This is a genomic window from Desulfuromonas sp. KJ2020 (assembly GCF_024197615.1).
Classification (GTDB): Bacteria; Desulfobacterota; Desulfuromonadia; order Desulfuromonadales; family SZUA-540; genus SZUA-540.
The window spans coordinates 667,325-690,397 of record NZ_JAKUKE010000003.1 but is presented as its reverse complement, the minus strand read 5'-3'; the positions used below and the strand labels follow the sequence as shown (position 1 = coordinate 690,397).

Genomic DNA, 23,073 nt, shown 5'->3' with positions numbered 1-23,073 from the left:
GTCGGGTGGCCCTTTGTCGTAGGCGAATACGTTGTCGTTTTTCTACCCCAGCGCTGCCGCCAGATCGTCCCACAGATCCTCGACGTCCTCAAGGCCGACGGACAGGCGCAGCAGGGTCTGGCGGATACCGAGACGCTCCTTCACCGGCGCCGGGATGGCCGCATGGGACATGCTCCAGCAGTGGGTGAGGATGGTCTCGACCCCCCCCAGGCTCGGGGCGATGATCGGCAGGCGGATGGTGTTCAAAAGCGGCTGCACAGCCTCCGCCGCCTTCAGTTCGAAGGAGAGGACCGCTCCGGGCCCCGAGGCCTGGGCCTCGTGCAGAGTTTTACCGGCAAAGTCGTCCAGTCCCGGATAGTAGACGGCGGCGACCGCGGGATGACTGCGCAGGCGCTCGGCCAGAATCCCGGCGCTTCGCTGTCCCGCCTGCAGGCGCACGCCCAGGGTCTTGATGCCGCGGGACAGCAGGAAGGAATCGAAGGGGGAGAGGACATTGCCGCTGGCGTTCTGGTAGTGCTTGAGACGACCGGCCAGCTCAGGGTCGGCGGTGGTGGCCAGCCCGGCCAGCAGGTCCGAGTGCCCGCCCAGAAATTTGGTGGCACTGTGCACGGCGATGTCGATGCCGAGGGCCAGGGGTTTCTGCAGCAGGGGGGTCATGAAGGTGTTGTCGAGAATCGTCAGCAGTCCCCTGTCTTTGGCCAGTGCGGCGACCCCGCGCAGGTCGGTGATGGTGAAGAGGGGGTTGGAAGGCGTCTCCAGAAAGATGGCGCGGGTGGAGGGCCGGATGGCCGCTTCGATCTGTTCCAGACGGGTGGTGTCGACAAAACCGACCGTGATGCCCTGCTGGGGCAGCACCTGGCTCAGGTAGCGGTAGCTGCCGCCGTAGAGGTCGAGAGGCGCCAGCAGATGATCGCCGCTTTTGAGCAGCGACAGGGCGCCGGCAATCGCCGCCATGCCGGAGGCGTAGGCAAAGCCGCGGACGCCGCCTTCGAGCAGGGCGATGGCATCCTCCACCTGCTGACGGCTGGGATTGCCGCTGCGGGAATAGTCGTAAGTCCCCCCCTGCCCGCCCGGGTGGTGGTAGGTGGAGGCATTGTAAATGGGGATAGCGGCGGCGCCGGTGGCCGGGTCGCGATCATGGCCCTGGTGAACCAGCAGGGTCGCGGTACGGTAATGATGGGGCTGCGTCATGGTGTCATTCCTTTGCGGTTACTCGTCAGCAGGTGTTCCTCAATCACTCAAGGCCTGTTCCAGATCGGCCAGAATATCACAGACACTTTCAATCCCTACCGATAATCGCAGCAGGGAGCCGCATATACCCAGGCGCAGACGATCCGCTTCGGGGATATCGGCATGGGTCTGCACCGCCGGCAGAGTCATCAGCGACTCGACGCCGCCGAGGCTTTCGGCAAAAGAGATCAACTGCAGCCGCTGCAGCACCCGGGCGGCTTTATCCGGCGTCCCGACGCGGAAGGAGAGCATGCCGCCGAAGCCGCGGCTTTGCCGTTTGGCTACCGCATGGCCCGGATGATCCGCCAGGCCGGGATAGTAGACGGCGGTGACGGCCGGATGCTCCTGCAGCCAGACCGCTACTTCCTGTGCATTGGCGTTATGGCGTTCCAGCCGCAGGGCGAGGGTCTTCAAAGAGCGCAGCAACAGCCAGCAGTCCTGCGGCGGCAGCACGCCGCCGGTGGAGTTCTGCAGAAAGTAGAGGCGCTCGCCCAGTTCGGCGGTGCGCGCCACCAGCAGGCCGGCACAGAGATCGTTGTGACCGCCGAGGTACTTGGTGGCCGAATAGACGGTAATGTCGGCGCCAAAATCGAAGGGGCGCTGCAGTACCGGGGTCAAAAAGGTGTTGTCGACGATGAAAAGCAGGTCGTGGGCACGACAGAGGGCGCCCAGCTGCGCCAGGTCGGCGACGCCGAGCAGCGGGTTGCCCGGCGATTCGATGAGCAGCGCTCTGCTGTGCGGGCGCAGCGCCGCCTCGACCGCGTCACAGTCGGTGGTATCGACGTAAGAAACGTCCAGCCCGAACTTGGCAAAGATCTGATCGAGCAGGCGATAGGTGCCGCCGTAGAGGTCGCGGGAGACAAGCAGATGGTCCCCGGCCGAGAAGTGGAGCAGAAGCGTGGTCAGCGCCGCCATCCCCGAGGCGAAGGCTAGACCGCGGGCGCCCCCCTCAAGCTGAGCGACGGCCTCCTCCAGCGCCTGGCGGGTGGGGTTACCGGAGCGGGTGTAGTCATATCCCGTACTTTCCCCCAGAGCCGGATGGCGGTAGGTAGCGCTCGGGTAGATGGGAAAGCTCAGGCCGCCGGTCGCTTGGTCGCGGCCGACGCCGACCTGCACCAGGGTGCTCTCGACGGTCCAGTTGGCGTTTGCTGAATTCATAGGTCATCCCTCGTCAAAGTCAGTGGGCAGCATAGAAAAAGCCCCTTCTCTCGGGGATGAGAAGGGGCTTCGCCGGGCCAGTCAAAGGGACGGATAACCGGGAAGCACCGTCCTCATCTTTCCGGCCGCATCCGCTATGGCATACGGCAGGCAGGATTTAGCACCTGGCATCCGCACCTGCGGACCGGTTGCTGTGGCTTCGTCGGGCCTGTCCCTCCACCACTCGTGATAAAGACGCTGCTGCGTTGGGGTGAACTCTAAATAATCGAGCCCTGTTTGTCAACTCTTTTTATCAAGAACAAAAGACGCCGCCCTAAACTATTCCCTCAAAAAGCACGCTGGAAAGATAGCGCTCCCCCGAATCGGGCAGGATCACCACGATGGTCTTGCCCTGGTGTTCGGGGCGAGCCGCCAGGCGCACGGCGGCGGCGACGGCGGCCCCGCAGGAGATGCCGGAGAGAATGCCTTCCTCGAGGGCCAGTCGGCGGGCAAAAGCGATGGCTTCGTCGTTGCTGACCTGCTCGACCTGATCGACCAGGTCCAGATCGAGGGTATCCGGAATAAAACCGGCCCCGATGCCCTGGATTTTATGGGGGCCAGGCTGCAGGGTTTCTCCGGCCAGCTTCTGACTGATCACCGGCGACTCGACCGGTTCGACGGCGACGGACAGGATCGGCTTTCCCGCCGTCTTCTTGATATAGCGCGAGACGCCGGTAATGGTGCCGCCGGTACCGACGCCGGCGACCAGGATATCGATGGCGCCGTCACTGTCCTGCCAGATTTCCGGCCCGGTGGTCTGCTCGTGGATGGCCGGATTAGCCGGATTCTTGAACTGGTGCAGCAGCACGTAGCGGTTGGGATCGGAAGCGGCCAGCTCCTCGGCGGCGGCGATGGCCCCACCCATTCCCTTGGCCCCCGGCGTAAGCACCAGGTTGGCGCCGAAAGCCTTGAGCACCTTGCGCCGCTCCAGGCTCATCGTCTCCGGCATGGTCAGCGTAATGGGGATACCACGCGCCGCCGCCACAAAAGCCAGGGCAATGCCGGTGTTGCCGCTGGTCGGCTCGACGATTTCCTTACCGGGCCCGAGCAGCCCCTTCTTTTCCGCGTCCCAGATCATGGCGGCGCCGATACGGCATTTGACCGAATAGGCCGGATTGCGCCCTTCAATTTTGGCGAGAATGGTGACGCCTTCAGGGGCCAGGCGCTGCAGGCGCACCAGAGGGGTCCGGCCGATGGACAGGCTGTTGTCGGAATAAATGCGGGACATGGGCTGCTCCTTTCGATAATGCCTTGAAAAGGCGGTTATTCGATTCGTTGGATGTTGTTTAAAAGTTCTTCGAGCGACAGATTTTCAGCAACGGGAACCCCGAGGCCTTCCCCCTGCCGGCGGTAAAGAGTGAAAAGGGGCCGCCGCTGGCCGAGGTCGTCCTTGATTTGCCGGCTGGTGAGAATGCCGACATCGGCCAACTGGACCTGCGAACAGGAGTTGGGACACCCCGAAACGGCATAACGGCGGGAGCGTCCCTTCTCGCTCAGAGCGCCCACCAGCTGGCGGGAAACGTCCCGCGTGGCCGACAGCCCCATGCGGCACTCATGGCTGCCGGGACAGACGCGCAGACACACCCGCTGCTCAGGCGCCTCCCCAGCCAGGCCGAGGGCCCCCAACTGTTCGTATACTTTGCCATAATTCGCCCCGGGTGCAAGATGAAAAGCCACATTCTGATCCGCCGTCAGCGCCAGGAAACCGCCAGCCTCGTCGCGGGCGATGGCGGCAAGCCGACGGAATTGGGCCACGGTGAGTTCACCGGCAAAGACCACGGCCTCGACGATCTTTCCCCGGGTTTGGGTCAGAGGCCCTGCCAGCGAGACCTGCCGCGGCACCGTAGCGACCTGCGCCATGGCCTTGGCCAGCAGCGTACGAAATCCCTCTTCTCCCACCTGCCCCAGCAAAAACTTGAGGCGCTTGGGCGGCGGCGTGTTGTCGCGGTAGACCGCAACAATGGCTTCGATCAAGCCGATCAGCCGCGCCTCGGGTACCGCATTTTCAAGCAGGAAGCCTGCCTGCGGTTCGCGTCCCAGACCGCCGGCACACCAGACGTCAAACAGGTTCTGCTCTTCCTCGTCCTGCCCGACCCAAACCAGGCCGACATCCTGAATCAGGTGGCGGGAGCCGGTGTAATCGCCGTCGATGCCGATTTTGAACTTTTTAGGCAATCCTTCGAAATATGGGTTGCCGGCAAAGTGCCGGTTGAGGTTTCGTGCGACAGCCTGACAAACGGCGAAGGCGGGACTGAAGGTGGTACTGCAGGAGATCCCCCGCACGGCGCCGCCACAGGCGCCCCGGCTGCTCAGGCCGACCGCGGCCAGTCGCCGGAAGACTTCTGCAAGCTGCCCATGGCGCAGTCCGTGCAATTCGATGCTTCCGCGGGTGGTCAGGTGAAGAATGCCGGTACCAACCTGGGCGGCGATATCGCTTACGGCTTCAGCCTGCTGGCAGGACAGGACCCCGGCGGGAATCTTGATACGCAGCATCAGATTGCCCTGCTGATCCTGCTGGTAGATGCCGTCGAGGCGCAGTTTCTGATAATCGATGTTCATGGTGACTTTCTCCTGGCAGATTGTCCCTGGGTGTCGGCCGTTAAGGCTGAGGGAAAATGTTTCAGTTCTCGGCCTGGGGCCACCCTTGACGGATCTGCCCCACAATCTGTTCCGCAAGCTCCGGCAGCGAGGCCGACCCGGGATCGACCATCACTATCCTGGCGCCCTCTTCCCCTCGAAGAAGCCGGGAAGGCCCGACGCGTATTTCGACAAGAGCGCTATCGGCCTGGATCCTCTCCCTGAGTCGAGGCGACGGCGCCACGGCGGGAGGCTGGGCGACCACGATCAGACCGGCGTCGGCGCACAATCGGGCTGTTTCATAAAAACGCCGCAGTTCCTCCTGGCCAGGGTCACCCAGGTCAGGCAGGTCGGCGTTGAGGCCGCCTCGCAGCAATGCTGCCGTCAGCAGAAAGGGGTGGCGGCCCAGGCTGTGCAGCTTGCGCTCGACCAGAGCCGCCAGTTCGGAACTCTCGTCCCCCTTTTCAAGGGAGAACCAGAGAATCTGGGGTTTTTGCCCCTTGAGCTCTCCCCGTGCCGAGCGATCCAGTTTGAGGTCCTGCCAACCACCGCTGCTGGTGCGCAGCGGCTGATGAATCATGCCGGCCGCCACGGTGGCGTTGCTGAGACGGTCAATAAGAATGAAACTGCCGGTCGTGCGGTTCTCACGATAGGAATCAAAGCTGATCGCCCTGTCCAGATCGAGGCGACATATGCCGATTTCATTGAGCTCCAGAATATCGCCATCTTCCTGCTGGAGGGTGTTGACGTTGATCTTGAACTGCAGTTCGCCAACCCTTGCCGGCACGGTTGCCGCACCGGACTTGAGTAGATAAGGTCGACCCGGAGTCAGCGCCTCTTCGTGCAACCAGACCACCTTGGCCTCAAAGCGGTCTGCGTGGTTGGGCAGATTCTGCACGGCGGCAAGCACATCGCCCCGGCTGATATCGATTTCGTCCGTCAGCGTCAGGGTCACGGCACTTCCAGACCCGGCGAGAGGCAGGTCGCCATCCATGGTCACCAGGCGCTCAACCCGGCTCCTCCGGCCCGAAGACAGTACCACCACCTCATCGCCCGGACGCACCGTCCCGCTGGCGATGGTGCCACTGAAACCTCGAAAGTTGAGATGGGGGCGATTGACCCACTGTACCGGCAATCGAAAGGGTTTGCGTTCGGCGTCATCGGGCACCTGCACGGTCTCCAGATGCTCCAGCAGGGTCGGCCCGTCATACCAGGCGGTCTTGTCACTGTGGTCCCGCACATTGTCACCGTTCAGGGCCGACAAGGGGATAGCCGTAATCTCCTCAAAGCCGAGGGCGGCGGCAAAGGCCTCATAGTCGGCGCGGATAAGGTCAAATCGTCTCTGATCATACCCGATCAAATCCATTTTGTTGATAGCCAGGACAACATGACGGATACCGACAAGGGAGACGAGGTAACTGTGCCGTCGCGTCTGGGTCAAAACCCCTTTGCGCGCATCGATGAGAATGACCGCAACCTGCGCGGTGGACGCCCCGGTGACCATGTTGCGGGTGTACTGTTCGTGACCGGGCGTATCAGCTACGATGAACTTGCGGCGATCGGTGGAAAAGAACCGGTAGGCGACATCGATGGTGATCCCCTGTTCCCGTTCGGCCTGCAGGCCGTCAAGCAGGAGGGCGTAATCGATGTTCTGCCCCTGGGTGCCGATGCGCCTGCTGTCCGCCTCCAGAGTCGCCAACTGGTCTTCAAAGACCATCTTCGCGTCCCACAACAGTCGGCCGATGAGGGTGCTTTTGCCATCGTCGACGCTCCCGCAGGTGATGAATCGCAGCATCGATTTTTCTTCCTGGGTCTTCAGATAGGCGAGAATATCTTCAGCGATCAAATCGGATTGGTGAGCCATCAGAAGTATCCTTCCTGTTTCTTCTTTTCCATGGATCCGGACTGGTCGTGGTCGATCAGGCGACCCTGGCGTTCGGAGGTGCGCGTCAGCAGCATCTCCTGAATGATGGCGGGCAAGGTATCCGCTGTCGACTCCACCGCAGCCGTCAGGGGGTAGCAGCCGAGGGTGCGAAAACGCACCGACTTGTGCTGCACCTGTTCTCCCGCCTGCAGAGGGAGACGGTCGTCATCCACCATGATCCACTGGCCGCCGCGCTCGACCACGGGCCGCACCGCCGCATAATACAGGGGCACAATAGGGATGTTCTCCTTGGTGATGTACTGCCAGATGTCGAGCTCCGTCCAGTTGGACAGGGGAAAGACGCGGATGCTCTGCCCCGCTCTCACGCGGGTGTTGTAGATATTCCACAGTTCGGGGCGCTGCGCCTTCGGGTCCCATCGATGGTTTTCGCTGCGAAACGAAAAGATGCGCTCCTTGGCCCGGGACTTCTCCTCGTCGCGGCGGGCGCCACCGAACGCCGCGTCGAACCGGTATTTGTCCAGAGCCTGCTTGAGCCCTTCCGTCTTCATGATGTCCGTATAGAGAGCGCTGCCGTGCGTAAAGGGGCTGATCTGCTCGCGCACTCCCTCCTCGTTGACATGCACCAGCAGCTCCAGGCCGTACTCGGCCGCCACGCGGTCGCGAAACGCAATCATTTCGCGAAATTTCCAGGTGGTGTCGATATGCAGAAGGGGAAACGGCAGCGTTCCGGGATAAAAGGCCTTGCGGGCCAGATGCAGCATGACGGCGGAATCTTTGCCGATGGAATAGAGCATGACCGGATTGTCGAATTCGGCGACCACTTCCCGGATGATATGAATGCTCTCCGCTTCGAGCTGGCGAAGATGGGTCATTCTGGTGTTCATGGTGTACTCCTTGTCGTTTAGGGGCGGATCAAAGCCGGGGGAGCGCCCCTAGCGTCGATGCAGACCGCATTCCTTGTGTTCGAGGTCTTCCCACCACCAGCGACCGCTGCGTGGGTGCGCGCCAGGTTCGACGGCACGGGTACAGGGCGCACAGCCGATGGAGGGATAGCCCAGCCGGTGCAGACGGTTGACCGGCAGACGATTGCCCTCGGCGTAGGACCAGACATCCGCCTCGCTCCACGCCAGTAGCGGGTTGATTTTGAGAATGCCGCCATGGAGTTCGTCAACCTCAAGGGCCGTCAATTCGGTACGGGTCACGCTCTGCCCCCGGCGCAGTCCCGTGATCCAGCCGGACAGGCAGGCCAGCGCCCGGCCCAGCGGCTCCACCTTGCGAATACCACAGCACTCATGCCGGTTGTCCAGGCTGTCACGGAAGGAAAACAACCCCTTGTCCCTTTCCAACCTTTCCACGGCCTGCCGCTGAGGGAAATACCAATCGATAGGCACACCATAGCGCTGCAGGACGGCCTCGGCCACCTCGTAGGTCTCCTCATTGAGGCGGCCGGTATCGATGGCAAATATGCCAACAGGCAGGTTGGCCTGCTGCAACAGGTCGATCAGCACCACATCCTCGACACTGAAAGAACAGGCCAAGCTAACCGGACCGCCCGCGATCTTCAACCCCTGGCGCAGAATGTCCAGCGGACCGGCAGCGGGATCCAGCCATGGCAGGGTGTCGGTGACAATCGTTGGCGTCATGAAGAAATCCTTTCTCAGCAGGTCAGATAAAATACTCAGGCTGCTTTTCAAGTCGGCCATAGGGAATCCGGTTCCAGAGCCTTTCGTGGCCGAAATAGATAAAGAATTTGAACCCGGTATCAACCAGGCCGATGGTGGCGGCAAACTCCCCCCTGCCGGTAACAGCATAGGCGACAGCCGAGGTGATCAGGGTGGCCAGAATGCGCCAGGACAGTGATTTGGCAATGCTGCGGCGGGTACTCTCCATTTTCGTCCTCTTTTAATGACTAAAAACTCCACAGTGTCTGCTTAATCCATTGAGGCTTAGACTAGTAAAGCTTAGCGCTATTGTCAACTTTAAATGTTTTCTTTTTACAATTTTTACTGTTTTTTTCTTTTTTATATTTTACACTTCTTTATGTGTGTTTATTTTTAATAGAATTTTGCTCCTTGGCGATTTACTCACCAAAGCTCTTAATCAGGAGATATATGCAGTTTGGAGAGTTTGACTATCTAGCGGGAAAGGACTTGCCGACTTGGGGAGATGAAACAAAAGACGGAGAGGGGGAGAAGGCAGTAAGGATGAGGTGGTGAATTATCCGGTGGTAGAACCTGAAGACGCCTCATCTCCTAAGGGGAGCTGTACTTCAAAGGTTGTCCCCTGCCCTACCCGGCTTTGCACGCTGATGTGGCCGCCGTGAACCTGGATGATGCGCTGGGAAATGGCCAGGCCGAGGCCAGTGCCCGTCTGCTTGGTGGTGAAGAAGGGATTGAAAATTTTGGGCAGCATCTCCGGAGCGATGCCGGGGCCGTTGTCGACAAAGCGCACAACGAGGCTGTCATCGAGCCGATGCGTAGCAATACGCAAGGCACCACCATCGGCCATGGCCTGGACCGCATTGAGGAGAAGATTCAGAAAAACCTGGCGAGTCTGATCGGAGTCGACCGGCACAGAGGGGATGTCGCCCGGGTCAAACCGGACGGATATCTTCGCACGGTGACATTCCTCGGTGGTAAAAATCACAAGTTCCCACAGAAGGGCATTGAGGTCGCAGGGTTTTTTACCGAGTTCGACGGGCCTGGCGAACTGAAGAAAATCGGCGACAACGTGGTTCATACGGTCCACCTCCCGCAGCAGAATATCGGCGAATTCGCTGCGCTGTTCAGAGCTAATTGTCTCATCCTTGAGGATTTCGGCGGTGCCACGAATCGAGCCAAGGGGATTGCGGATCTCGTGAGCCAGCCCGGCCGCCAGTTCCACCAGGGCGGTGGAGCGGGAGGCGCGCACGAGATGTTCTTCAAAGGTGAGAATCTGGCTGGCCTGGTCTTTGAGGGTCTGATAGCTCGCATTGAGTCGGCGTGCGGTTTTTTCGAGTTTTAAACGCTGCGATCGCTCTTTGAGGGAGAGCAGGCCAGTCACGCCCCCGATGACATGATAGAGCAGAATCTCCAGGTACTGCTCCCATTGCGCTTCAGGGTGGGCCCCCCACTGGAAGACCACATGAGGAGCGTAGACCACGGAAACCAGAATGGCGACCGCCAGTCCGCCCCGCAACTGAAACCACAGACCCGCCAGGATGATGGGGAGGTAGTAGCTGCGGCGAAAGATGTCGTGATAATGGTGCTGGTCGACGTCGACCAGGTAGTGGCCGAGGGAGATGGCAATCACCAGCCCCAGAACCACGGCCCAGCGCCAGCGCCCTTCTCTCGGCAAGCTCCCTAACCCGTCCGTCATAATCGCGCTCTCCCGTACCACCCTGGTCAGAGACCTCTCTGGCATCCTGCTTTATTCCCGCAGGCCGGGCAATAATGCCAGCCCGGCAGCAGGCGTCCACCACAGGAGCATCGTCTTTTACGCGTCTGCAGGGTCGACAGCAGCTTCAGTATCACCAGGGCCGCCAGCAGGGCGGCGTTAAGCTGGAGCAGCAGATAGCCCGGCGTACCCAGGGTCGTCATGGAGCGAAAAGTACAGTGACCGCAGCTGTAGGACCAGATATTGTAGATCAGCACCACAGCGACGGCGGCAGCCGCCAGCAGCAGTATCCCCTTAACTTTTTTGGTCATGTTCCCCTCCCCCGTAGTCTTTGGCCCGCGGGCTTCCGCAATCAGCACAGAAGCGGTGGAAGACCGGCAGGCTTCTGCCGCATCCCGGGCAGACGTTCTGCAGAAGTTCCTTGCAGCGCGGACAGATCATCCAGTCCGCCTCCACCGCGTTCCCACAGCCGGGACAGCAGCCGCCTGGCGGCTCAGGCACCGCATCGAGGCGCTCCACCTGGCGAACAACCGCTAGAGCGAGAGAAGCGAAAAGTAATAGGAAGAGGAGCATCATGACGTCTTCAGACCGCCTTCTTCTGTCCGTTGAATCGTCGGGGACGATCCTCGACTATCCGACCGTCCCGCAGATGAATGGTGCGGTCGAAATAGTCGAGATTTTCAATATTGTGGGTGACCATGATAATGGTCTGGCCGGCCGCATTGAGGTCGGCAAAAAGCTGCATGATGCCGCGGCTCGTCTCCGAATCGAGACTGCCTGTCGGTTCATCAGCCAGAATGAGCGGCGGCTCGTTGACCAGCGCGCGGGCGATGGCGACCCTCTCCTGCTCCCCCCCGGAAAGCTGGTTGGGCAGGTGCCGCTGGCGATGCGAGAGGCCGACCTGCGCCAGCGCTTTCTCGACCATGGTCATCTTCTTGGCCTTGGAAAGCGGCTTGACCGCCAGGGGCAGCATGACGTTTTCCATGGCGGTCAGATAGGGAACCAGGTTGAAGGACTGGAAGACAAATCCGAGGTATTCCCGCCGAAAATCGGCCAGCCGTTCCACCGACAGGTTGTAGATGTCAATGCCGTCGATGTGAATCGTGCCGGTACTCGGCTTGCTGAGGCCGCCCAGCAGGCTTAGAAACGTGCTTTTTCCCGAACCGGATGCCCCCATGACGCCGAGAAAGGTCCCCTTTTCGATGGTGAGGTCAACATGCTTCAGCGCCTCGACGCAGTCGCCCTCGCTCTCGTAACGTTTTCCCAAATTTTGTATCTGGATAAGAGCCATTATGTATCCTCTGTTTCTGCGTTAAAGAGCCCGGAGGGCCTCGTTGGGATCCATGCGGCTGGCATGCAGAGCCGGATAGAAGGAAGCCAGACAACCAACGACCACGGCCAGCACCACGGCCCCAACCGCCAGCTCAGGGCTCCAGAGAATCAACTCCATGTGGTCGCCGTGAGCGCCGTGGGCGCCCTGGCCCTCGCGAAAGAAGGGCAACACCGCTCGCGAGGCCGCCGTGCCGGCCAGATAACCCAGGATTCCGGCCACCAGGCTGACACTGGCCGATTCCACCAGGATCAGACGCATGACATGACTGCGGCGGAAACCGAGAGCGCGGAAGATGCCGATCTCCCGTGTGCGCTCGTTGACCGCCCCCATCATGGTGACGAAAACCACCAGGGCGCCTACCAGCAGCACAACCGCCGCGACCAGCCAGGAAAAGAGCTCAAACTGTTCAAGCGCGTGCATGCGGGTCTTGACGATCTGCTGCAGCGCATTGACCTCGACCTCCGGCATGACAGCGCTGATCTGCCGCACCATGTCCTCGACGGGACAGTCCCCACAAAGAGCGGCGACCTCGACCAGGGAAATCATCCCCGGCTTCTGCAACAGGTGCTGAACGACGCCCAACGAGGCCAGCAGCAGATGATCGTCCTGGCCGCCGGTCTGCTCGAGGATGCCACTGACGGTAAACTGCCGTCCGTACAGCTCAATGCGGTCACCCGGCTGCAGATCAAGGCGCCGGGCCACGTTGCTGCCCGCCACCACCTCGTCGTCCTTTTTAAGGGGCTCACCCTTTACGGACCACCAGCGTTTGAGAGCAAACTCCAGCTCCGGATCCACCCCCATCAGCAGGACGCGTTCCGCGCCCACCCGGGCCGAACCCAGCAGCTTGGGGGCCACGGCGGCGATGTTGCGGGCATTGGGGATGGTCTTGAGCAGGGCGAGATCGTCCTGCCGAATTTCCTCGGCCTCCACAGTCACCCCACCCAGGCTGACGCCGCCATAGGAGAGGGAAAGCTGGTCGCTGCGTGGCGTGATGAGGATATTGGCGCCGAAGTTTTCCAGCTTGTGCTGGGCTTCGGCCGTCAGGGAGCGCGAAAGAGAGACCAGAGTCACCACGGTGCCGATGCCGAGCAGCAGGCCAGCCAGCAGAAAGGCCATGCGCCCCTTGCGACGACGGATGTTATTGAAGGCAATCGTTTCAAGTTTCATTACATGGACCCTTTTTGCGGTTGACCCGCAAAGTACCAACTCCCCTGCTCCAGGTCCGCCAGCGTAATGATCACCTTGCCGTCACGCAGTTCTTTGGCAAGGGGCGCCGGGTTGCAGCCGCCCTTGATCACCCCGACCAGTTCCGTCTTGAAGGCCTGATTGCAGTTGTTGCAGATCATGGAGTCCCCTTCCTGCCGGTAGCCTTTTTTGGCCCTGAAACAGACGTCACAGGTATCAAAGGCCGAGCGGATTTCTCCATCTTTGCTTTTGACCAGAAAGAAGTTGATTTCGTTGTCCGCCCCCTGTACCCGATAGTACCGGGCTTGCCCGTCGGCAAGATCGGCCTGGTCAATCTGCACCACGCCCCCTTCGGCCTTCAGCAATTTACTGCCTGCAGCACCGCCGGGAATTACCGTCCAGGCGGCGGTCGCCAACGCGACCAGAATCGTCAGGATGATGACAAGGCGCGGCAGCTTATTTTGGGCCGGCTGTTCAAATTGTTGTTTTTTGTCCTGCTCGGTCATGGTGGATTTCTCCTTGTTGAATGGGATGGAAAAGCCTGTTCAGGTTTACCGGTTTACACGGGGTGTGCCAAATCAAATGGCTGACACAAGCACTTGATATTCAAACATTTTCCAGGACTAATTCGATTACACCCTCTGCTTCCCTGGGTCTTGTCGTTGAAAAGTGTTCGACGTCTGAGGAATATTCCTCAGGCAGGTGTACTGGGAAAAGGCGGCAGGGAGTAAAACGGCTCAACCACAGCAGGCCCCGCCGCAGCCGCCGGCGTTCTGGGCAGTGCTCTTGAGACTAGAGTCATAAATGGTGACCGGGCAGCGGGCGAGCAGTTCGCTGTACCATTTCTGCAGGGCAAGATTGCGTGCCGCAGGATCGTTATTAGCGGTCGGAACAGCCTTTTCGAACAGACGTTCGAAAAGGAGATTCCTCTTGACCGCGCTCTGGAATGCTTCCAGGCTGTCGTAGCGCTTCAGAATCAAGGCCTCGAAGTTGTCCACCTTCTCCTTCATCCCGTCGACTTCGAGGCTGACTTCCTGGTCGGATACGACAAGGCCCTGCCGTTCAGCTTCGGCGAGCAGAACTTCTCTCTGCAGCAGCCTTTCCCAGGCGACCTGGCCAAGGCTCTGGGTTTCCCCATCGGGTCGTGACTGGCCAAGAAGGTCCAGCTCAGCCTGGAACTCCGCCCGGGGGATCAACCGATCGCCGATGCGGGCAACGAAGCGCTCGGCTAAACGACCCTCTTCTTCCTGCTGACCCTCGTATTCGTCAGAAGACAACACATATTGCAGTTTGGACGGATAACCGGCCGAACCCATGATCTCCGCAATCCGCACCGGTTCGATTTCATCCGGGTCAAAAACGACGCGGCTGCGGCCCGTTGCCACACTGACCTCGACCTCTTCAATCCCCTCGGTTTGACTCAAGGCGTTGCGAATATTTTCAACGCAGGAACCGCACGTGAGATTGGAAACGGCATACTCGGCCAGGGCTCCATGTTTAGGGAACAAAGAGGGACGAAAGGCAATGGTGGCGGTGGCAGCCAGGACGGTCAGAGTGACGGCTAGGAGAGCGACACGAAATTTCATCGGAAAAACTCCTTGAAAAGGCAAAAAACGGGAAAAAAGGAGCCTTTTTATGTCCTGCTCAGGACGACATTAAAAGGAGGCGTATGGGACAAGCACGTATCACAAGTCGTGCCATGCACGCTTATAGCCTTTAAGTAATTGATTTAATTTGCATAGCAAGGGAAGGGGCTGAAGGAATGCCCTGAGAAGTGAGGAATATGCTTCTGCGGATGCAGAATAGTCTACAAGCCCGGGATGCGGCCCGAAAGGGTTCGAGAGATGAACTAGTGGCAGGAAAAGACAGCCATCTGGGTGGAGCTGCCGTATAAGGGATCGACCGGACCGATGGCGTCGAAAGTGACCTGGTACCCGTGGCGACCGGCGACGCCCGTCGCCCACTGGCGAAATCTGGCCCGGTCCCATTCGAAGCGATGGTCGCGATGCCGCAAGGTGCCCTGGGGCAGCCCATGCAGGACATTGTATTCCCGGTTGGGCGTGGTCACCATGACCAGCCGGGGACGAAAATGCCCAAAGACCGCCTTCTCCAGAACGGAGAGTCGCTGGGGGTCGATATGTTCAAGGGTTTCGAGCATCACCGCGGCATCGAAACCACGGAAATCATCCGAAGCCTCGGTAAAGGAGGCATGACTGAGGCTGAGGCGCCTGCCATCGGCCGGATGGCCGAGACGCTCAAGCAAATCCCGGGCGGTGCTTAGGGCTGCCGGCGAAATATCGAGACCGACTATCTGGCGGAAGGCTGGCTCCGAGGCCAGTCGGGCCAGCAGTTCGCCCGCGCCGCAGCCTAAATCCAGCACCGTTTCGGCCCGGTGCTGTCGTAGAACCTGCACGATCTTTTCCAGGCGTTCCTCATGCAGGGACGTCACCTCATCATCGCGTCCGGGGGCGTATTGTTTCATGATCTGGCCGCCTTCTCTTCCAGCCGCTCGATGGTTTTTTCCAGGATGACGTTGTTGACCCCCATGCCCAAGTAGCCGGTCTGCCCGTAGGTATCGTAATCGGCCAACTGATCGATGAGACGCTCTATATCGGCCTGCAGCGCCCTGTACCGGTCTGGCTGTCCGGCTATACGCAGAATTCTTGCAGCCAGGAAATCCGGCAGCTCGTTTTGGTCCTGAGCCCGCTTTACGGCCTGCTGCAGGCTGTTCATAACATCCATCTCTTTCCCCCTTGCGGCATCATAAAAACATCAAAGAAACAAAAAGCCAGCCACTGACTCAAGAATTTGCTTGTCATCAATAAATCGGAAGGATTATAGTATTCGGATTATGAGATGGCAGTTCAGATTAGCCATCGCCCTCCTGCCACTCTACCACTACAAGTTTTTCTGCATATCCTCCAGCCAAGGAGCCCGCGCGAATGTCCCGAACCGATCGCTTCGTCAAGCTTCTGGGGCCACTTCTGCCGATCGCCGTTTTCTTCCTGATTGCTTTATCTTTTCTGAGTCTGACCCGGCTTGGACTCATGGCCTGGAAATGGGAACGCCTCATGGCCGTCGACGGTCTCTGGGCCGTTCTCGGCTACGGCCTGCGCATGGATGTCGTCCTGCTCTGCTACGCCGTTTCACTGCCGACCCTCGTCGCCCTGCTCTTACCCGGACGAAAAACCGTATTGCAGGTCTGGAGAAAAATACTGCCGACCTGGCTGGCGGTCTACACGGTGATCATCGTCTTTATGGAGGCGGCGACACCGGCTTTCATCGATCAGTACGACAGCCGTCCCAACCGCCTCTTCTTCGAGTATCTCGACCATCCGAAAGAGGTCTTCGCGACCCTTTGGGCCGCCTATAAACTACCCCTCCTGCTGGCGGCCGTTGCGGTGATCCTCCTGACCTGGGGAGCCTGGTCGCTGAGCCGCGGACTGGTTGAAAAGTCCCATCCCTGGGGGTTGTGGCGACGGCTGGCCGTCATGCCGCTGATTGCCCTGGTGCTGCTGGCCGGCGCCCGCTCCAGCTTCAGCCATCGCCCGGCCAACCTGAGCACGGTGGCTTTTTGCAACGACCCGCTGGTCAATCAGCTGGGCGTCAGTTCCGCCTATTCCCTGGGTTACGCTGTTTCCCGCCTGCAGGATGAATCAGACTCCGTGCGCTTTTATGGCAAGATGCCCAAAGAGGAGGTCTTCCGCCGCGTACACCAGGCCATGGGGCTACCGGAAACGGCTTTCAGCAGCCCGGAGATCCCCACCCTCCATCGTCAGCTTCCCGGTAGAATACGCCAAAAACCGCTCAATCTGGTCATTATTCTCGAAGAAAGCCTGGGGGCCAGCTATGTCCAGTCTCTTGGCGGCCTGCCACTGACACCGGAGTTGGAAAAGCTATCCACCAAGGGACTCTGGTTCAGCCAGCTCTATGCCACCGGCACCCGCTCCATCCGGGGCGTCGAAGCGGTCGTCACAGGTTTTCCGCCCACGCCGGCCCGCAGCGTGGTCAAACTAGGTCTGGCCCAGCAGAATTTCTTCACTCTGGCCCGCCTGCTGAAATCACAGGGCTACACGTCCGAGTTCATTTACGGCGGCGACAGCCAGTTTGACAATATGCGCAGCTTCTTCCTCGGCAACGGCTTCGACCGAGTCATCGACGAGAAACAGTTTACCGACTGGACCTTTCGCGGATCCTGGGGCGTCTGCGACGAGGACATCTTCCAGCGCACCCACGAGGAACTGCTGGCTCACGGGGACCAACCCTTCTTCACCTTCGTCTTCAGCGTCTCCAACCATTCCCCCTTCGAATTTCCCGACGGCCGCATCGAATTGTACGAGCAGCCGAAAGAATCCCGCACCAATGCCGTCAAATATGCCGATTATGCCCTGGGCCAGTTCTTGGCCAAGGCCCGGCAGGCTCCCTACTGGGACAATACCCTTTTTCTGGTGGTGGCCGACCACGAGGACCGGGTTTTCGGAGACGAGCTGGTTCCCATCAAATATTTCCATATCCCGGCCTTGATCCTCGGCGCCGATATCGTCCCCGGCCGTTATGACAAGGTGGCCAGCCAACTCGACCTTCCTCCCACCCTGCTCTCTCTCATGGGTATCGAGTCAAGTCACCCCATGCCCGGCCGTGATCTGCTGCAGCTGCCCGGCGACGACCCCGGACGGGCTATCATGCAGTTTGGCAACAACCAGGCGTATATGGTCGGAGAAAAGGTAGTGATTCACACGCCCGACAAGCCCGCCCGCCAGTATGTCTATCGCCAGGGCCGCCTGGAAGAGGCCACGGAAGAACCCGAGCTGATTCGAGACGCCCTGGCCGAAGCCTTGTGGCCTGCTATCGCCTACCGGGAACGGCGCTATCGGATCCAGCCGATGGAACCGTCGAAGTCCCCCTACGCCGGTAGTGACCGCCAAAACGTACGGCCACCCTCCCGGCATGGGTGACCGCACTTGATAATCCCCTTTCTCAATGGATTTCGGTCCTAGAACCAGAACCTCACCCCGGCGACGGCGCCCAGGTCATCGACATCTTCTCCCGCCTTTTTCAGGTTATGGGCCGTTTCGCCGATTTTGCGGTGCCAGGTAACGCCCACATAAGGGGCCAGTTTCCGACTGATCTGGTACCTGAGACGGGCACCGAGGGTCAGATCCGTTATCCCCTGCCACTGCTCGTACTCGGGGACATCCTGCAACGACAGCCCCATCTCCAGTCGAGGGATGACATGGAGTCGCTGGGTCAGCATGACCTCGTATTCGGCCTCCAGAGCAGCCGACAGGTCACCGTCCTCGCTCAGGTAGGCGGTGGCGTCCACTTCGAACCAGTAAGGGGCCAGTCCCTGGATTCCCAAGGCGGCGAAGGTTCGCTGTGGCCGCGGCCGGAAGTCCTGGCGGAAGCCGAACTGCACATCCCAGAATTTTGAAAGGGAGCGACTGTACAGCAGCTCCAGGTCAGCCTCCTCCACGGGATGGCTGTCTTCGAGCAGGACCTCACCCTCACTTTTCAGGTAAAGCTTGTTGTAGTCCTCCCCAATCCAGCCCTGCACATCCCACAAAAAAAGTTCGACATCGTGCTCTTTCCACTGATGTTCGAAACGGTCCGCCTTAAAGGTGGCAAAGAGCTGGTTGTCGTGTACCGGCTGTCGGCCGAAATTCCCCTTCGAGTCACCGTCTTCCGCATATTTGACAATCCCTTTCCCTTCCGGGCGCGCAGAAGGTGCCTCCGAATAATCCGACGGAAAATAATCCGTTACGGGCTCTCCTGATTTTTCATCGGCGGCCAGGCTTAAAGCGGGCAAAAAGGCAAACACGAACAATAAAACGAATCTTTTCATGGTATCCCCTCTCCGGTCTTACCTCAGCTCACCCGCACAACCTGAAACATGCCCGCTTCCATGTGAAAAAGCAGATGACAGTGAAACGCCCAGTCCCCTTTTTCAATGGGCGTGATCAGGGCGGAGACAACTTCACCCGGCTTAACCAGAATGGTGTGCTTGTAAGGCAGCCGGTCGGCCCCGTTTTCCAGCTGCATCCACATACCGTGCAGGTGAATCGGATGATCCATCATGGTGTGATTCACCAGAAACAGGCGCAGGCGTTCGTTGTGACGGAACAGATAGGGACCGGGATGTTCGGAGTATTTCAGGCCATCGAAGGAGAACATGTAGCGCTCCATGTTGGCCGTGATATGGATGGTCATTTCCCGCTCGGGCGTATCGGCATATGCCGGCGGCTCGTCAGAGGTCAGGTCTTCATAGGTGAGAACCCGCCAGTCATCGTGACCGAGACCGAGTCCAGGTTCGTCGAGGCGGTAGCGGGGATTGGGAATGGTCATGGCCACATTGACGGAGGTCTTTCGGTCGGGGACAAACGGCTGCGGTCCGTTCGGTCCGGGAATGCGCGGATCCTCTTTTGTGCCCATTTCTCCATGCCCGCCATGGCCTCCATGCCCTCCACCCATCGCACCGTTCTTCATCTCACCGACCATCATACCCATGCCGATATCCTGCAGTCGGCGCACGGGCCGCTTGCGTAGCGGTGGCACCGGCGCCGACAGACCAGGCTCCGGTGAAAGCGTGCCGCGGGCATACCCACTGCGATCGATGGATTCGGCGAAGAGGGTGAAGGGACGATCTTCCCGAGGGCGTACCAGCACATCGTAGGTCTCCGCCACGCCAATGCGAAATTCCTGCACGGTCACGGGCCTGACCGCCTTGCCGTCGGCCATGACCACGTCCATGTCGAGGCCGGGGATGCGCACATCGAAGTTGCTCATGGCCGAGGCGTTGATAAAACGCAGACGCACCGTTTCGCCGGGGTTGAACAGTCCCGTCCAGTTCATATCCGGGCTGTTGCCGTTCATCAGGTAGGTGTACGCTGCTCCCGTCACATCGGCCAGATCCACCGGGCTCATGCGCATCTTCCCCCAGGCCAGGCGTTCGTCCATGGTCTCCTTGAAACCGCCCTGACGAATGTCCCGGGTCAAATCCCCCAGGGTGCGCTGCTGATAATTGTAATAGTGGCCCAGCAGATTGAGATTCCGGAAGAGTGTCTCCGGCTTCTCAAAGGACCAGTCGGAAAGCACCACGACGTAGTCCTGATCATAGGGCCAGGGCTCGCCGTCCCTGGGATCGATGATAAGGGGGCCGTAGGTGCCCGACTGTTCCTGCAGGAAGGAGTGGCTGTGATACCAGTAGGTTCCCGACTGGACGAGCTTGTAACGATAGGTGTAGGTCTCCCCAGGCGGAATGCCGGCGAAATTGACCCCCGGCACGCCATCCATGGGAAAGGGCACCAATATCCCGTGCCAGTGAATGGAGGAGTGTTCCGTGTCCATCAGGGCGTTGGTGACGTTCAGGGTGACCTCATCCCCTTCACGCAGCCGCACGAGGGGACCAGGCACCGTGCCATTGATGCCGGTTGCCGTCCCTTCGCGGCCGTCGATGACAATCGGGGAATAACCAATGGTCAGATCGTAGCGGTCCCGCGCCGAGGGCAGGCCATCAAGACCCCAGTGGTTTGGTCGGGCCCAGAGGGGAAGCGGCCAGGTGGCCTGCAACCCGGCAAGAAAAAAGGCGGACCCCACCCCCTGAATGAAACGGCGGCGAGATACATAGTTTCCCTGGCTCATGACATCTCCTTTAAACGAAGAATTCCGCTTTTAGTATTCCCACTTAGGGAGCAAGGTCTGCCTTGCACCCTTTTCAAGGCTAACAAGTCAACCTGGGAATGCAAACTTGCGAAAAATTCGCCGCCTTCTCGTCGATACCCCTCTCCCACTTTATTTTTTGATAATGGCTTTCATTTTCTTCTTGACAGCCGAGGCCGGCTTCCCTATTTTCTGAAAACGATTTTCATTTCCGCACAAGGGCACCGCGGATTCCGGTCCCTTGCAACCCAACCCCTAAACCTGAGGAGCATGACCTGTGATGAAACCTTTAGTCCGCCTGTCTGTTATTTTTGCCCTGCTTCTGGCCTTTATTCCGGTCAGCGGCTTTGCCGCCAGCAACGAAGAGCTGGAGCGTCGCCTGGACCTGATCACCGAAGAGCTGCAGAAACTCAAAAACGAATCGGCCGTAGAAGACGCCGAATACAGCTCGACCTTCGGCTATGGGCCGGCGGCCTCCAAAGTGTACAAGCTCAACCAGGGCCTTTCCATTGGTGGCTATGGCGAAGGCCAGTTCAAAAACTACACCAGCGACAAGGGAGACAAAATCGATCAGGCGGATATGCTGCGCGCCATTCTTTATTTCGGCTACAAATTCACCGACAATATCATCCTGAACACGGAAATCGAGATTGAACACGCTGACGAGATCTATGTCGAAATGGCCAGCCTCGATTTTCTGCTGCATGACAAGATCAACCTGCGCGGCGGCCTGTTGCTGGCGCCGGTGGGCCTCACCAACGAACTGCACGAACCCACCCTCTTTCATGGCGTGGATCGTCCGCTGGTCGAACGACAGGTTATTCCGTCCACCTGGCGGGAGATGGGCGTCGGTGCCTTCGGCAGCCTGACGGACAAAATCGATTACAAGCTCTATGTCATGAACGGTTTTGACGGGCAGGATTTTACCGCCCAGGGTTTGCGCGGCGGACGCCAGAAAGCTTCCCAAACCAAGGCAGAAGACTGGGCCCTGGTGGGCCGCCTCGATTACGAACCCATCCTCGGCCTGAACATTGGCGGCAGCTTCTACCTGGGCGATTCGGGTCAGGGGCAGGTTGTCGACCTCAGCAACCGTGAGGCCGATGTCTTCACCGAGATCTACGAGATTCACTCACAGTACAAAGTGCGCGGCCTTGAGCTCAAGGCCCTCGCCTCTCAGGTCAAGATCGATGACGCCGAGGCCGTCGGAGCCGATGTCCCCGACGAGATCTTCGCCTATTACGGGGAGGCCGCCTACAATATTCTGCCCCACCTCGTCCAGGGCACCAGCCATTACCTCGCCCCTTTCGTGCGCTACGAGAATCTCGATTACGACGGCAACAACGAGGATGTGGAACTGCTGGTGACGGGTCTCAGCTACAAGCCGATCCCCAACGTGGTTATCAAGGCCGACTACAGCAACTTCGACAAGAAGGACGGCGTCCGCGCCGACGAGCTCAACATCGGCTTCGGCTACATTTTCTAACAAACCGTTGTGATGTGGCCGGAGAGGGGCAGCCTCCACCTCTCCGGCCTTTTTTGAGGATGCACCCCATGAAAACAACCATTGCCTCACTCTGTCTGGTTCTTCTCCTGCTCTTTCCCGATCTGTCTTTAGCCAAGGCCTTCATGTCCAAGTCCGAGGCTCTCAAACGAGCGTTTCCCGATGCCGACCGGGTCGAGACGGTCAATCTCTTCCTGTCGACGGCAGAAATGGAACAGGTCAAAAAGCTCTCCGGCCTTCTTCCTGACTCCCCCATCTTCACCTTTTATGTGGGCAAGAAGGCAGAACAGACGACCGGCTATGCAGCCATCGAGGCCGGTGTCGTTCGCACCCTGCCGGAAACGGTGATGGTGGTGCTCAACGCGGATGGAACCGTCCGCTTCACGGAGATTCTGGCCTTTTTCGAACCGCCGGAATATCTGCCCGCCAAACGCTGGCTCGATCAGTTCAGCGGCATCCAGCTCTCGCCCGACCTGCGCGTCGGCGGCGATATCCAGGCGATTTCCGGTGCCACCCTGTCCGCCGAAGCGATCACCAGACAGGTCAGGAAGATCGCAGCGGTGGGCTCCATCCTCTTAGCGGAGAAATAAGCATGCGCGTGATGATGACCGGTCCTGGCCAGAGCCCCTTATCCAAAGTCATCCTGGCTTTTTTCTATGTCTACTTTGTGCTGCACTGGGTCACCGGCATCCTGATGTTTCACCACAAGCTCGGCTCCAGCTATCAGAGCGTGGTGCGTTATTTTTTGGGCGACCCCGAACAGTTCATGAATCCGCGCAGTTTTATTGGCCTTCTGGAAGTGACTCATTTTCACCTCTTCGCCATGGGCCTGTTCTTTGTGGTCTTCAGCCACTTGCTGCTCTTTTGTCCCTTTGGGGCGCCCGTCAAGGCCATACTGACCTGGCTACTGGGGCTGAGCCTGCTGCTGGACATCCTCTCCCCCTGGCTGATCCGCTATGTCGCCGCCCCCTTTGCCTGGCTGAAACTTGCGTCTTTCTGGACATTGCAGGGGGTATCGCTGATATTGCTCCTCGGTTTGCTGGCGGCCCTGTTTCGAAGACGGCCGCCAGTCAATAGTTGACGCATTTGGTCAGGCATGTTAATCCTGTGGGCAGGTTGATCCGAGGTCGACCG

23 protein-coding genes and 1 riboswitch are annotated in these 23,073 nt (G+C 59.4%); of the genes, 4 read left to right on the top strand and 19 right to left on the bottom strand.

All coding sequences use genetic code 11. The annotated features are described in order from the left end of the window. Window positions 1-42 precede the first annotated feature (42 nt). The 17 genes from MJO47_RS11595 to MJO47_RS11515 all read right to left on the bottom strand — a co-directional run bounded on the left by MJO47_RS11595 (window position 43) and on the right by MJO47_RS11515 (window position 15,524). A complete protein-coding gene (locus MJO47_RS11595; protein WP_253961286.1) occupies window positions 43-1,191 on the bottom strand; it encodes a PLP-dependent aspartate aminotransferase family protein in 1,149 nt (382 codons plus the stop codon). 39 nt (window positions 1,192-1,230) lie between these two features. Then, window positions 1,231-2,388 (bottom strand): PLP-dependent aspartate aminotransferase family protein, encoded by a 1,158-nt coding sequence (locus MJO47_RS11590; RefSeq protein ID WP_253961285.1) that lies wholly within the window; start codon window positions 2,386-2,388, stop codon window positions 1,231-1,233. 110 nt (window positions 2,389-2,498) lie between these two features. Continuing rightward, window positions 2,499-2,623, bottom strand: a riboswitch (SAM riboswitch). Between the two features lie 78 nt (window positions 2,624-2,701). Next, window positions 2,702-3,655: a cysteine synthase A gene (gene cysK, locus MJO47_RS11585; protein WP_253961284.1), complete on the bottom strand. Its 954-nt coding sequence runs from the start codon at window positions 3,653-3,655 to the stop codon at window positions 2,702-2,704. A 35-nt stretch (window positions 3,656-3,690) separates the two neighbouring features. Beyond that, complete coding sequence (locus MJO47_RS11580) at window positions 3,691-4,986, bottom strand: nitrite/sulfite reductase (protein WP_253961283.1); 1,296 nt, start codon at window positions 4,984-4,986, stop codon at window positions 3,691-3,693. A 61-nt stretch (window positions 4,987-5,047) separates the two neighbouring features. Continuing rightward, complete coding sequence (gene cysN, locus MJO47_RS11575; protein WP_253961282.1) at window positions 5,048-6,868, bottom strand: sulfate adenylyltransferase subunit CysN; 1,821 nt, start codon at window positions 6,866-6,868, stop codon at window positions 5,048-5,050. Continuing rightward, window positions 6,868-7,773, bottom strand: a complete 906-nt coding sequence (gene cysD, locus MJO47_RS11570; RefSeq protein WP_253961281.1) for a sulfate adenylyltransferase subunit CysD — start codon at window positions 7,771-7,773, stop codon at window positions 6,868-6,870. Before cysD ends, cysN begins: the two co-directional genes overlap by 1 nt. 48 nt (window positions 7,774-7,821) lie before the next feature. Next, entirely contained in the window at window positions 7,822-8,532 is a 711-nt protein-coding gene (locus MJO47_RS11565; protein WP_253961280.1) for a phosphoadenylyl-sulfate reductase, read from the bottom strand. Window positions 8,533-8,554: 22 nt separating this feature from the next. After that, complete coding sequence (locus MJO47_RS11560) at window positions 8,555-8,779, bottom strand: DUF2061 domain-containing protein (RefSeq protein WP_253961279.1); 225 nt, start codon at window positions 8,777-8,779, stop codon at window positions 8,555-8,557. 327 nt (window positions 8,780-9,106) lie between these two features. Then, window positions 9,107-10,246, bottom strand: coding sequence for a nitrogen regulation protein NR(II) (locus MJO47_RS11555; protein ID WP_253961278.1), 1,140 nt, complete (start codon window positions 10,244-10,246; stop codon window positions 9,107-9,109). Window positions 10,247-10,272: 26 nt separating this feature from the next. Then, window positions 10,273-10,575 carry a hypothetical protein gene (locus MJO47_RS11550; RefSeq protein ID WP_253961277.1) on the bottom strand — a complete coding sequence of 101 codons (303 nt, stop codon included), beginning with the start codon at window positions 10,573-10,575 and terminating at the stop codon, window positions 10,273-10,275. Continuing rightward, window positions 10,559-10,840, bottom strand: coding sequence for a zinc ribbon domain-containing protein (locus tag MJO47_RS11545; protein WP_253961276.1), 282 nt, complete (start codon window positions 10,838-10,840; stop codon window positions 10,559-10,561). The genes MJO47_RS11550 and MJO47_RS11545 overlap by 17 nt, the downstream gene beginning before the upstream one ends. Window positions 10,841-10,847: 7 nt before the next feature. Further along, a complete protein-coding gene (locus tag MJO47_RS11540) occupies window positions 10,848-11,555 on the bottom strand; it encodes an ABC transporter ATP-binding protein (RefSeq protein WP_253961275.1) in 708 nt (235 codons plus the stop codon). 21 nt (window positions 11,556-11,576) lie between these two features. Beyond that, window positions 11,577-12,764, bottom strand: a complete 1,188-nt coding sequence (locus tag MJO47_RS11535) for an FtsX-like permease family protein (protein WP_253961274.1) — start codon at window positions 12,762-12,764, stop codon at window positions 11,577-11,579. Beyond that, the gene (locus MJO47_RS11530; RefSeq protein ID WP_253961273.1) at window positions 12,764-13,288 is read right to left on the bottom strand and encodes a Fe-S-containing protein; all 525 of its coding nucleotides are present in this window, start codon (window positions 13,286-13,288) and stop codon (window positions 12,764-12,766) included. The genes MJO47_RS11535 and MJO47_RS11530 overlap by 1 nt, the downstream gene beginning before the upstream one ends. 231 nt (window positions 13,289-13,519) lie before the next feature. Further along, window positions 13,520-14,368 (bottom strand): cation transporter, encoded by an 849-nt coding sequence (locus tag MJO47_RS11525; protein ID WP_253961272.1) that lies wholly within the window; start codon window positions 14,366-14,368, stop codon window positions 13,520-13,522. 263 nt (window positions 14,369-14,631) lie between these two features. Beyond that, the gene (locus MJO47_RS11520) at window positions 14,632-15,264 is read right to left on the bottom strand and encodes a methyltransferase domain-containing protein (RefSeq protein ID WP_253961271.1); all 633 of its coding nucleotides are present in this window, start codon (window positions 15,262-15,264) and stop codon (window positions 14,632-14,634) included. Beyond that, window positions 15,261-15,524 (bottom strand): GSU3529 family protein, encoded by a 264-nt coding sequence (locus MJO47_RS11515; RefSeq protein WP_253961270.1) that lies wholly within the window; start codon window positions 15,522-15,524, stop codon window positions 15,261-15,263. Before MJO47_RS11515 ends, MJO47_RS11520 begins: the two co-directional genes overlap by 4 nt. Window positions 15,525-15,724: 200 nt before the next feature. On the opposite strand from MJO47_RS11515, the gene MJO47_RS11510 reads away from it, so the two are divergent. Further along, window positions 15,725-17,737, top strand: a complete 2,013-nt coding sequence (locus MJO47_RS11510) for an LTA synthase family protein (protein WP_253961269.1) — start codon at window positions 15,725-15,727, stop codon at window positions 17,735-17,737. Window positions 17,738-17,775: 38 nt separating this feature from the next. Here the strand turns inward: MJO47_RS11510 and MJO47_RS11505 are convergent, their stop codons facing one another. After that, the gene (locus MJO47_RS11505; protein ID WP_253961268.1) at window positions 17,776-18,624 is read right to left on the bottom strand and encodes a copper resistance protein B; all 849 of its coding nucleotides are present in this window, start codon (window positions 18,622-18,624) and stop codon (window positions 17,776-17,778) included. Window positions 18,625-18,647: 23 nt separating this feature from the next. Continuing rightward, entirely contained in the window at window positions 18,648-20,420 is a 1,773-nt protein-coding gene (locus tag MJO47_RS11500) for a copper resistance system multicopper oxidase (protein WP_253961267.1), read from the bottom strand. A 298-nt stretch (window positions 20,421-20,718) separates the two neighbouring features. Between MJO47_RS11500 and MJO47_RS11495 the strand changes: the two genes are divergently transcribed. From MJO47_RS11495 to MJO47_RS11485, 3 genes are all read left to right on the top strand, one after another. Then, on the top strand, window positions 20,719-21,921 hold the full coding sequence (locus MJO47_RS11495; protein ID WP_253961266.1) for a porin family protein: 1,203 nt from the start codon (window positions 20,719-20,721) through the stop codon (window positions 21,919-21,921). Window positions 21,922-21,989: 68 nt separating this feature from the next. Continuing rightward, window positions 21,990-22,529 carry an FMN-binding protein gene (locus tag MJO47_RS11490; protein WP_253961265.1) on the top strand — a complete coding sequence of 180 codons (540 nt, stop codon included), beginning with the start codon at window positions 21,990-21,992 and terminating at the stop codon, window positions 22,527-22,529. A 2-nt stretch (window positions 22,530-22,531) separates the two neighbouring features. Then, on the top strand, window positions 22,532-23,020 hold the full coding sequence (locus MJO47_RS11485; protein ID WP_253961264.1) for a hypothetical protein: 489 nt from the start codon (window positions 22,532-22,534) through the stop codon (window positions 23,018-23,020). Window positions 23,021-23,073 lie beyond the last annotated feature (53 nt).

Excerpts from the sequence above, each read along its gene's own strand:
- MJO47_RS11595 (WP_253961286.1), bottom strand. The coding sequence starts at position 1,191 with ATGACGCAGCCCCATCATTACCGTACCGCGACCCTGCTGGTTCACCAG.
- MJO47_RS11590 (WP_253961285.1), bottom strand. The coding sequence starts at position 2,388 with ATGAATTCAGCAAACGCCAACTGGACCGTCGAGAGCACCCTGGTGCAG.
- cysK (WP_253961284.1), bottom strand. The coding sequence starts at position 3,655 with ATGTCCCGCATTTATTCCGACAACAGCCTGTCCATCGGCCGGACCCCT.
- MJO47_RS11580 (WP_253961283.1), bottom strand. The coding sequence starts at position 4,986 with ATGAACATCGATTATCAGAAACTGCGCCTCGACGGCATCTACCAGCAG.
- cysN (WP_253961282.1), bottom strand. The coding sequence starts at position 6,868 with ATGGCTCACCAATCCGATTTGATCGCTGAAGATATTCTCGCCTATCTG.
- cysD (WP_253961281.1), bottom strand. The coding sequence starts at position 7,773 with ATGAACACCAGAATGACCCATCTTCGCCAGCTCGAAGCGGAGAGCATT.
- MJO47_RS11565 (WP_253961280.1), bottom strand. The coding sequence starts at position 8,532 with ATGACGCCAACGATTGTCACCGACACCCTGCCATGGCTGGATCCCGCT.
- MJO47_RS11560 (WP_253961279.1), bottom strand. The coding sequence starts at position 8,779 with ATGGAGAGTACCCGCCGCAGCATTGCCAAATCACTGTCCTGGCGCATT.
- MJO47_RS11555 (WP_253961278.1), bottom strand. The coding sequence starts at position 10,246 with ATGACGGACGGGTTAGGGAGCTTGCCGAGAGAAGGGCGCTGGCGCTGG.
- MJO47_RS11550 (WP_253961277.1), bottom strand. The coding sequence starts at position 10,575 with ATGACCAAAAAAGTTAAGGGGATACTGCTGCTGGCGGCTGCCGCCGTC.
- MJO47_RS11545 (WP_253961276.1), bottom strand. The coding sequence starts at position 10,840 with ATGATGCTCCTCTTCCTATTACTTTTCGCTTCTCTCGCTCTAGCGGTT.
- MJO47_RS11540 (WP_253961275.1), bottom strand. The coding sequence starts at position 11,555 with ATGGCTCTTATCCAGATACAAAATTTGGGAAAACGTTACGAGAGCGAG.
- MJO47_RS11535 (WP_253961274.1), bottom strand. The coding sequence starts at position 12,764 with ATGAAACTTGAAACGATTGCCTTCAATAACATCCGTCGTCGCAAGGGG.
- MJO47_RS11530 (WP_253961273.1), bottom strand. The coding sequence starts at position 13,288 with ATGACCGAGCAGGACAAAAAACAACAATTTGAACAGCCGGCCCAAAAT.
- MJO47_RS11525 (WP_253961272.1), bottom strand. The coding sequence starts at position 14,368 with ATGAAATTTCGTGTCGCTCTCCTAGCCGTCACTCTGACCGTCCTGGCT.
- MJO47_RS11520 (WP_253961271.1), bottom strand. The coding sequence starts at position 15,264 with ATGAAACAATACGCCCCCGGACGCGATGATGAGGTGACGTCCCTGCAT.
- MJO47_RS11515 (WP_253961270.1), bottom strand. The coding sequence starts at position 15,524 with ATGGATGTTATGAACAGCCTGCAGCAGGCCGTAAAGCGGGCTCAGGAC.
- MJO47_RS11510 (WP_253961269.1), top strand. The coding sequence starts at position 15,725 with ATGTCCCGAACCGATCGCTTCGTCAAGCTTCTGGGGCCACTTCTGCCG.
- MJO47_RS11505 (WP_253961268.1), bottom strand. The coding sequence starts at position 18,624 with ATGAAAAGATTCGTTTTATTGTTCGTGTTTGCCTTTTTGCCCGCTTTA.
- MJO47_RS11500 (WP_253961267.1), bottom strand. The coding sequence starts at position 20,420 with ATGAGCCAGGGAAACTATGTATCTCGCCGCCGTTTCATTCAGGGGGTG.
- MJO47_RS11495 (WP_253961266.1), top strand. The coding sequence starts at position 20,719 with ATGAAACCTTTAGTCCGCCTGTCTGTTATTTTTGCCCTGCTTCTGGCC.
- MJO47_RS11490 (WP_253961265.1), top strand. The coding sequence starts at position 21,990 with ATGAAAACAACCATTGCCTCACTCTGTCTGGTTCTTCTCCTGCTCTTT.
- MJO47_RS11485 (WP_253961264.1), top strand. The coding sequence starts at position 22,532 with ATGCGCGTGATGATGACCGGTCCTGGCCAGAGCCCCTTATCCAAAGTC.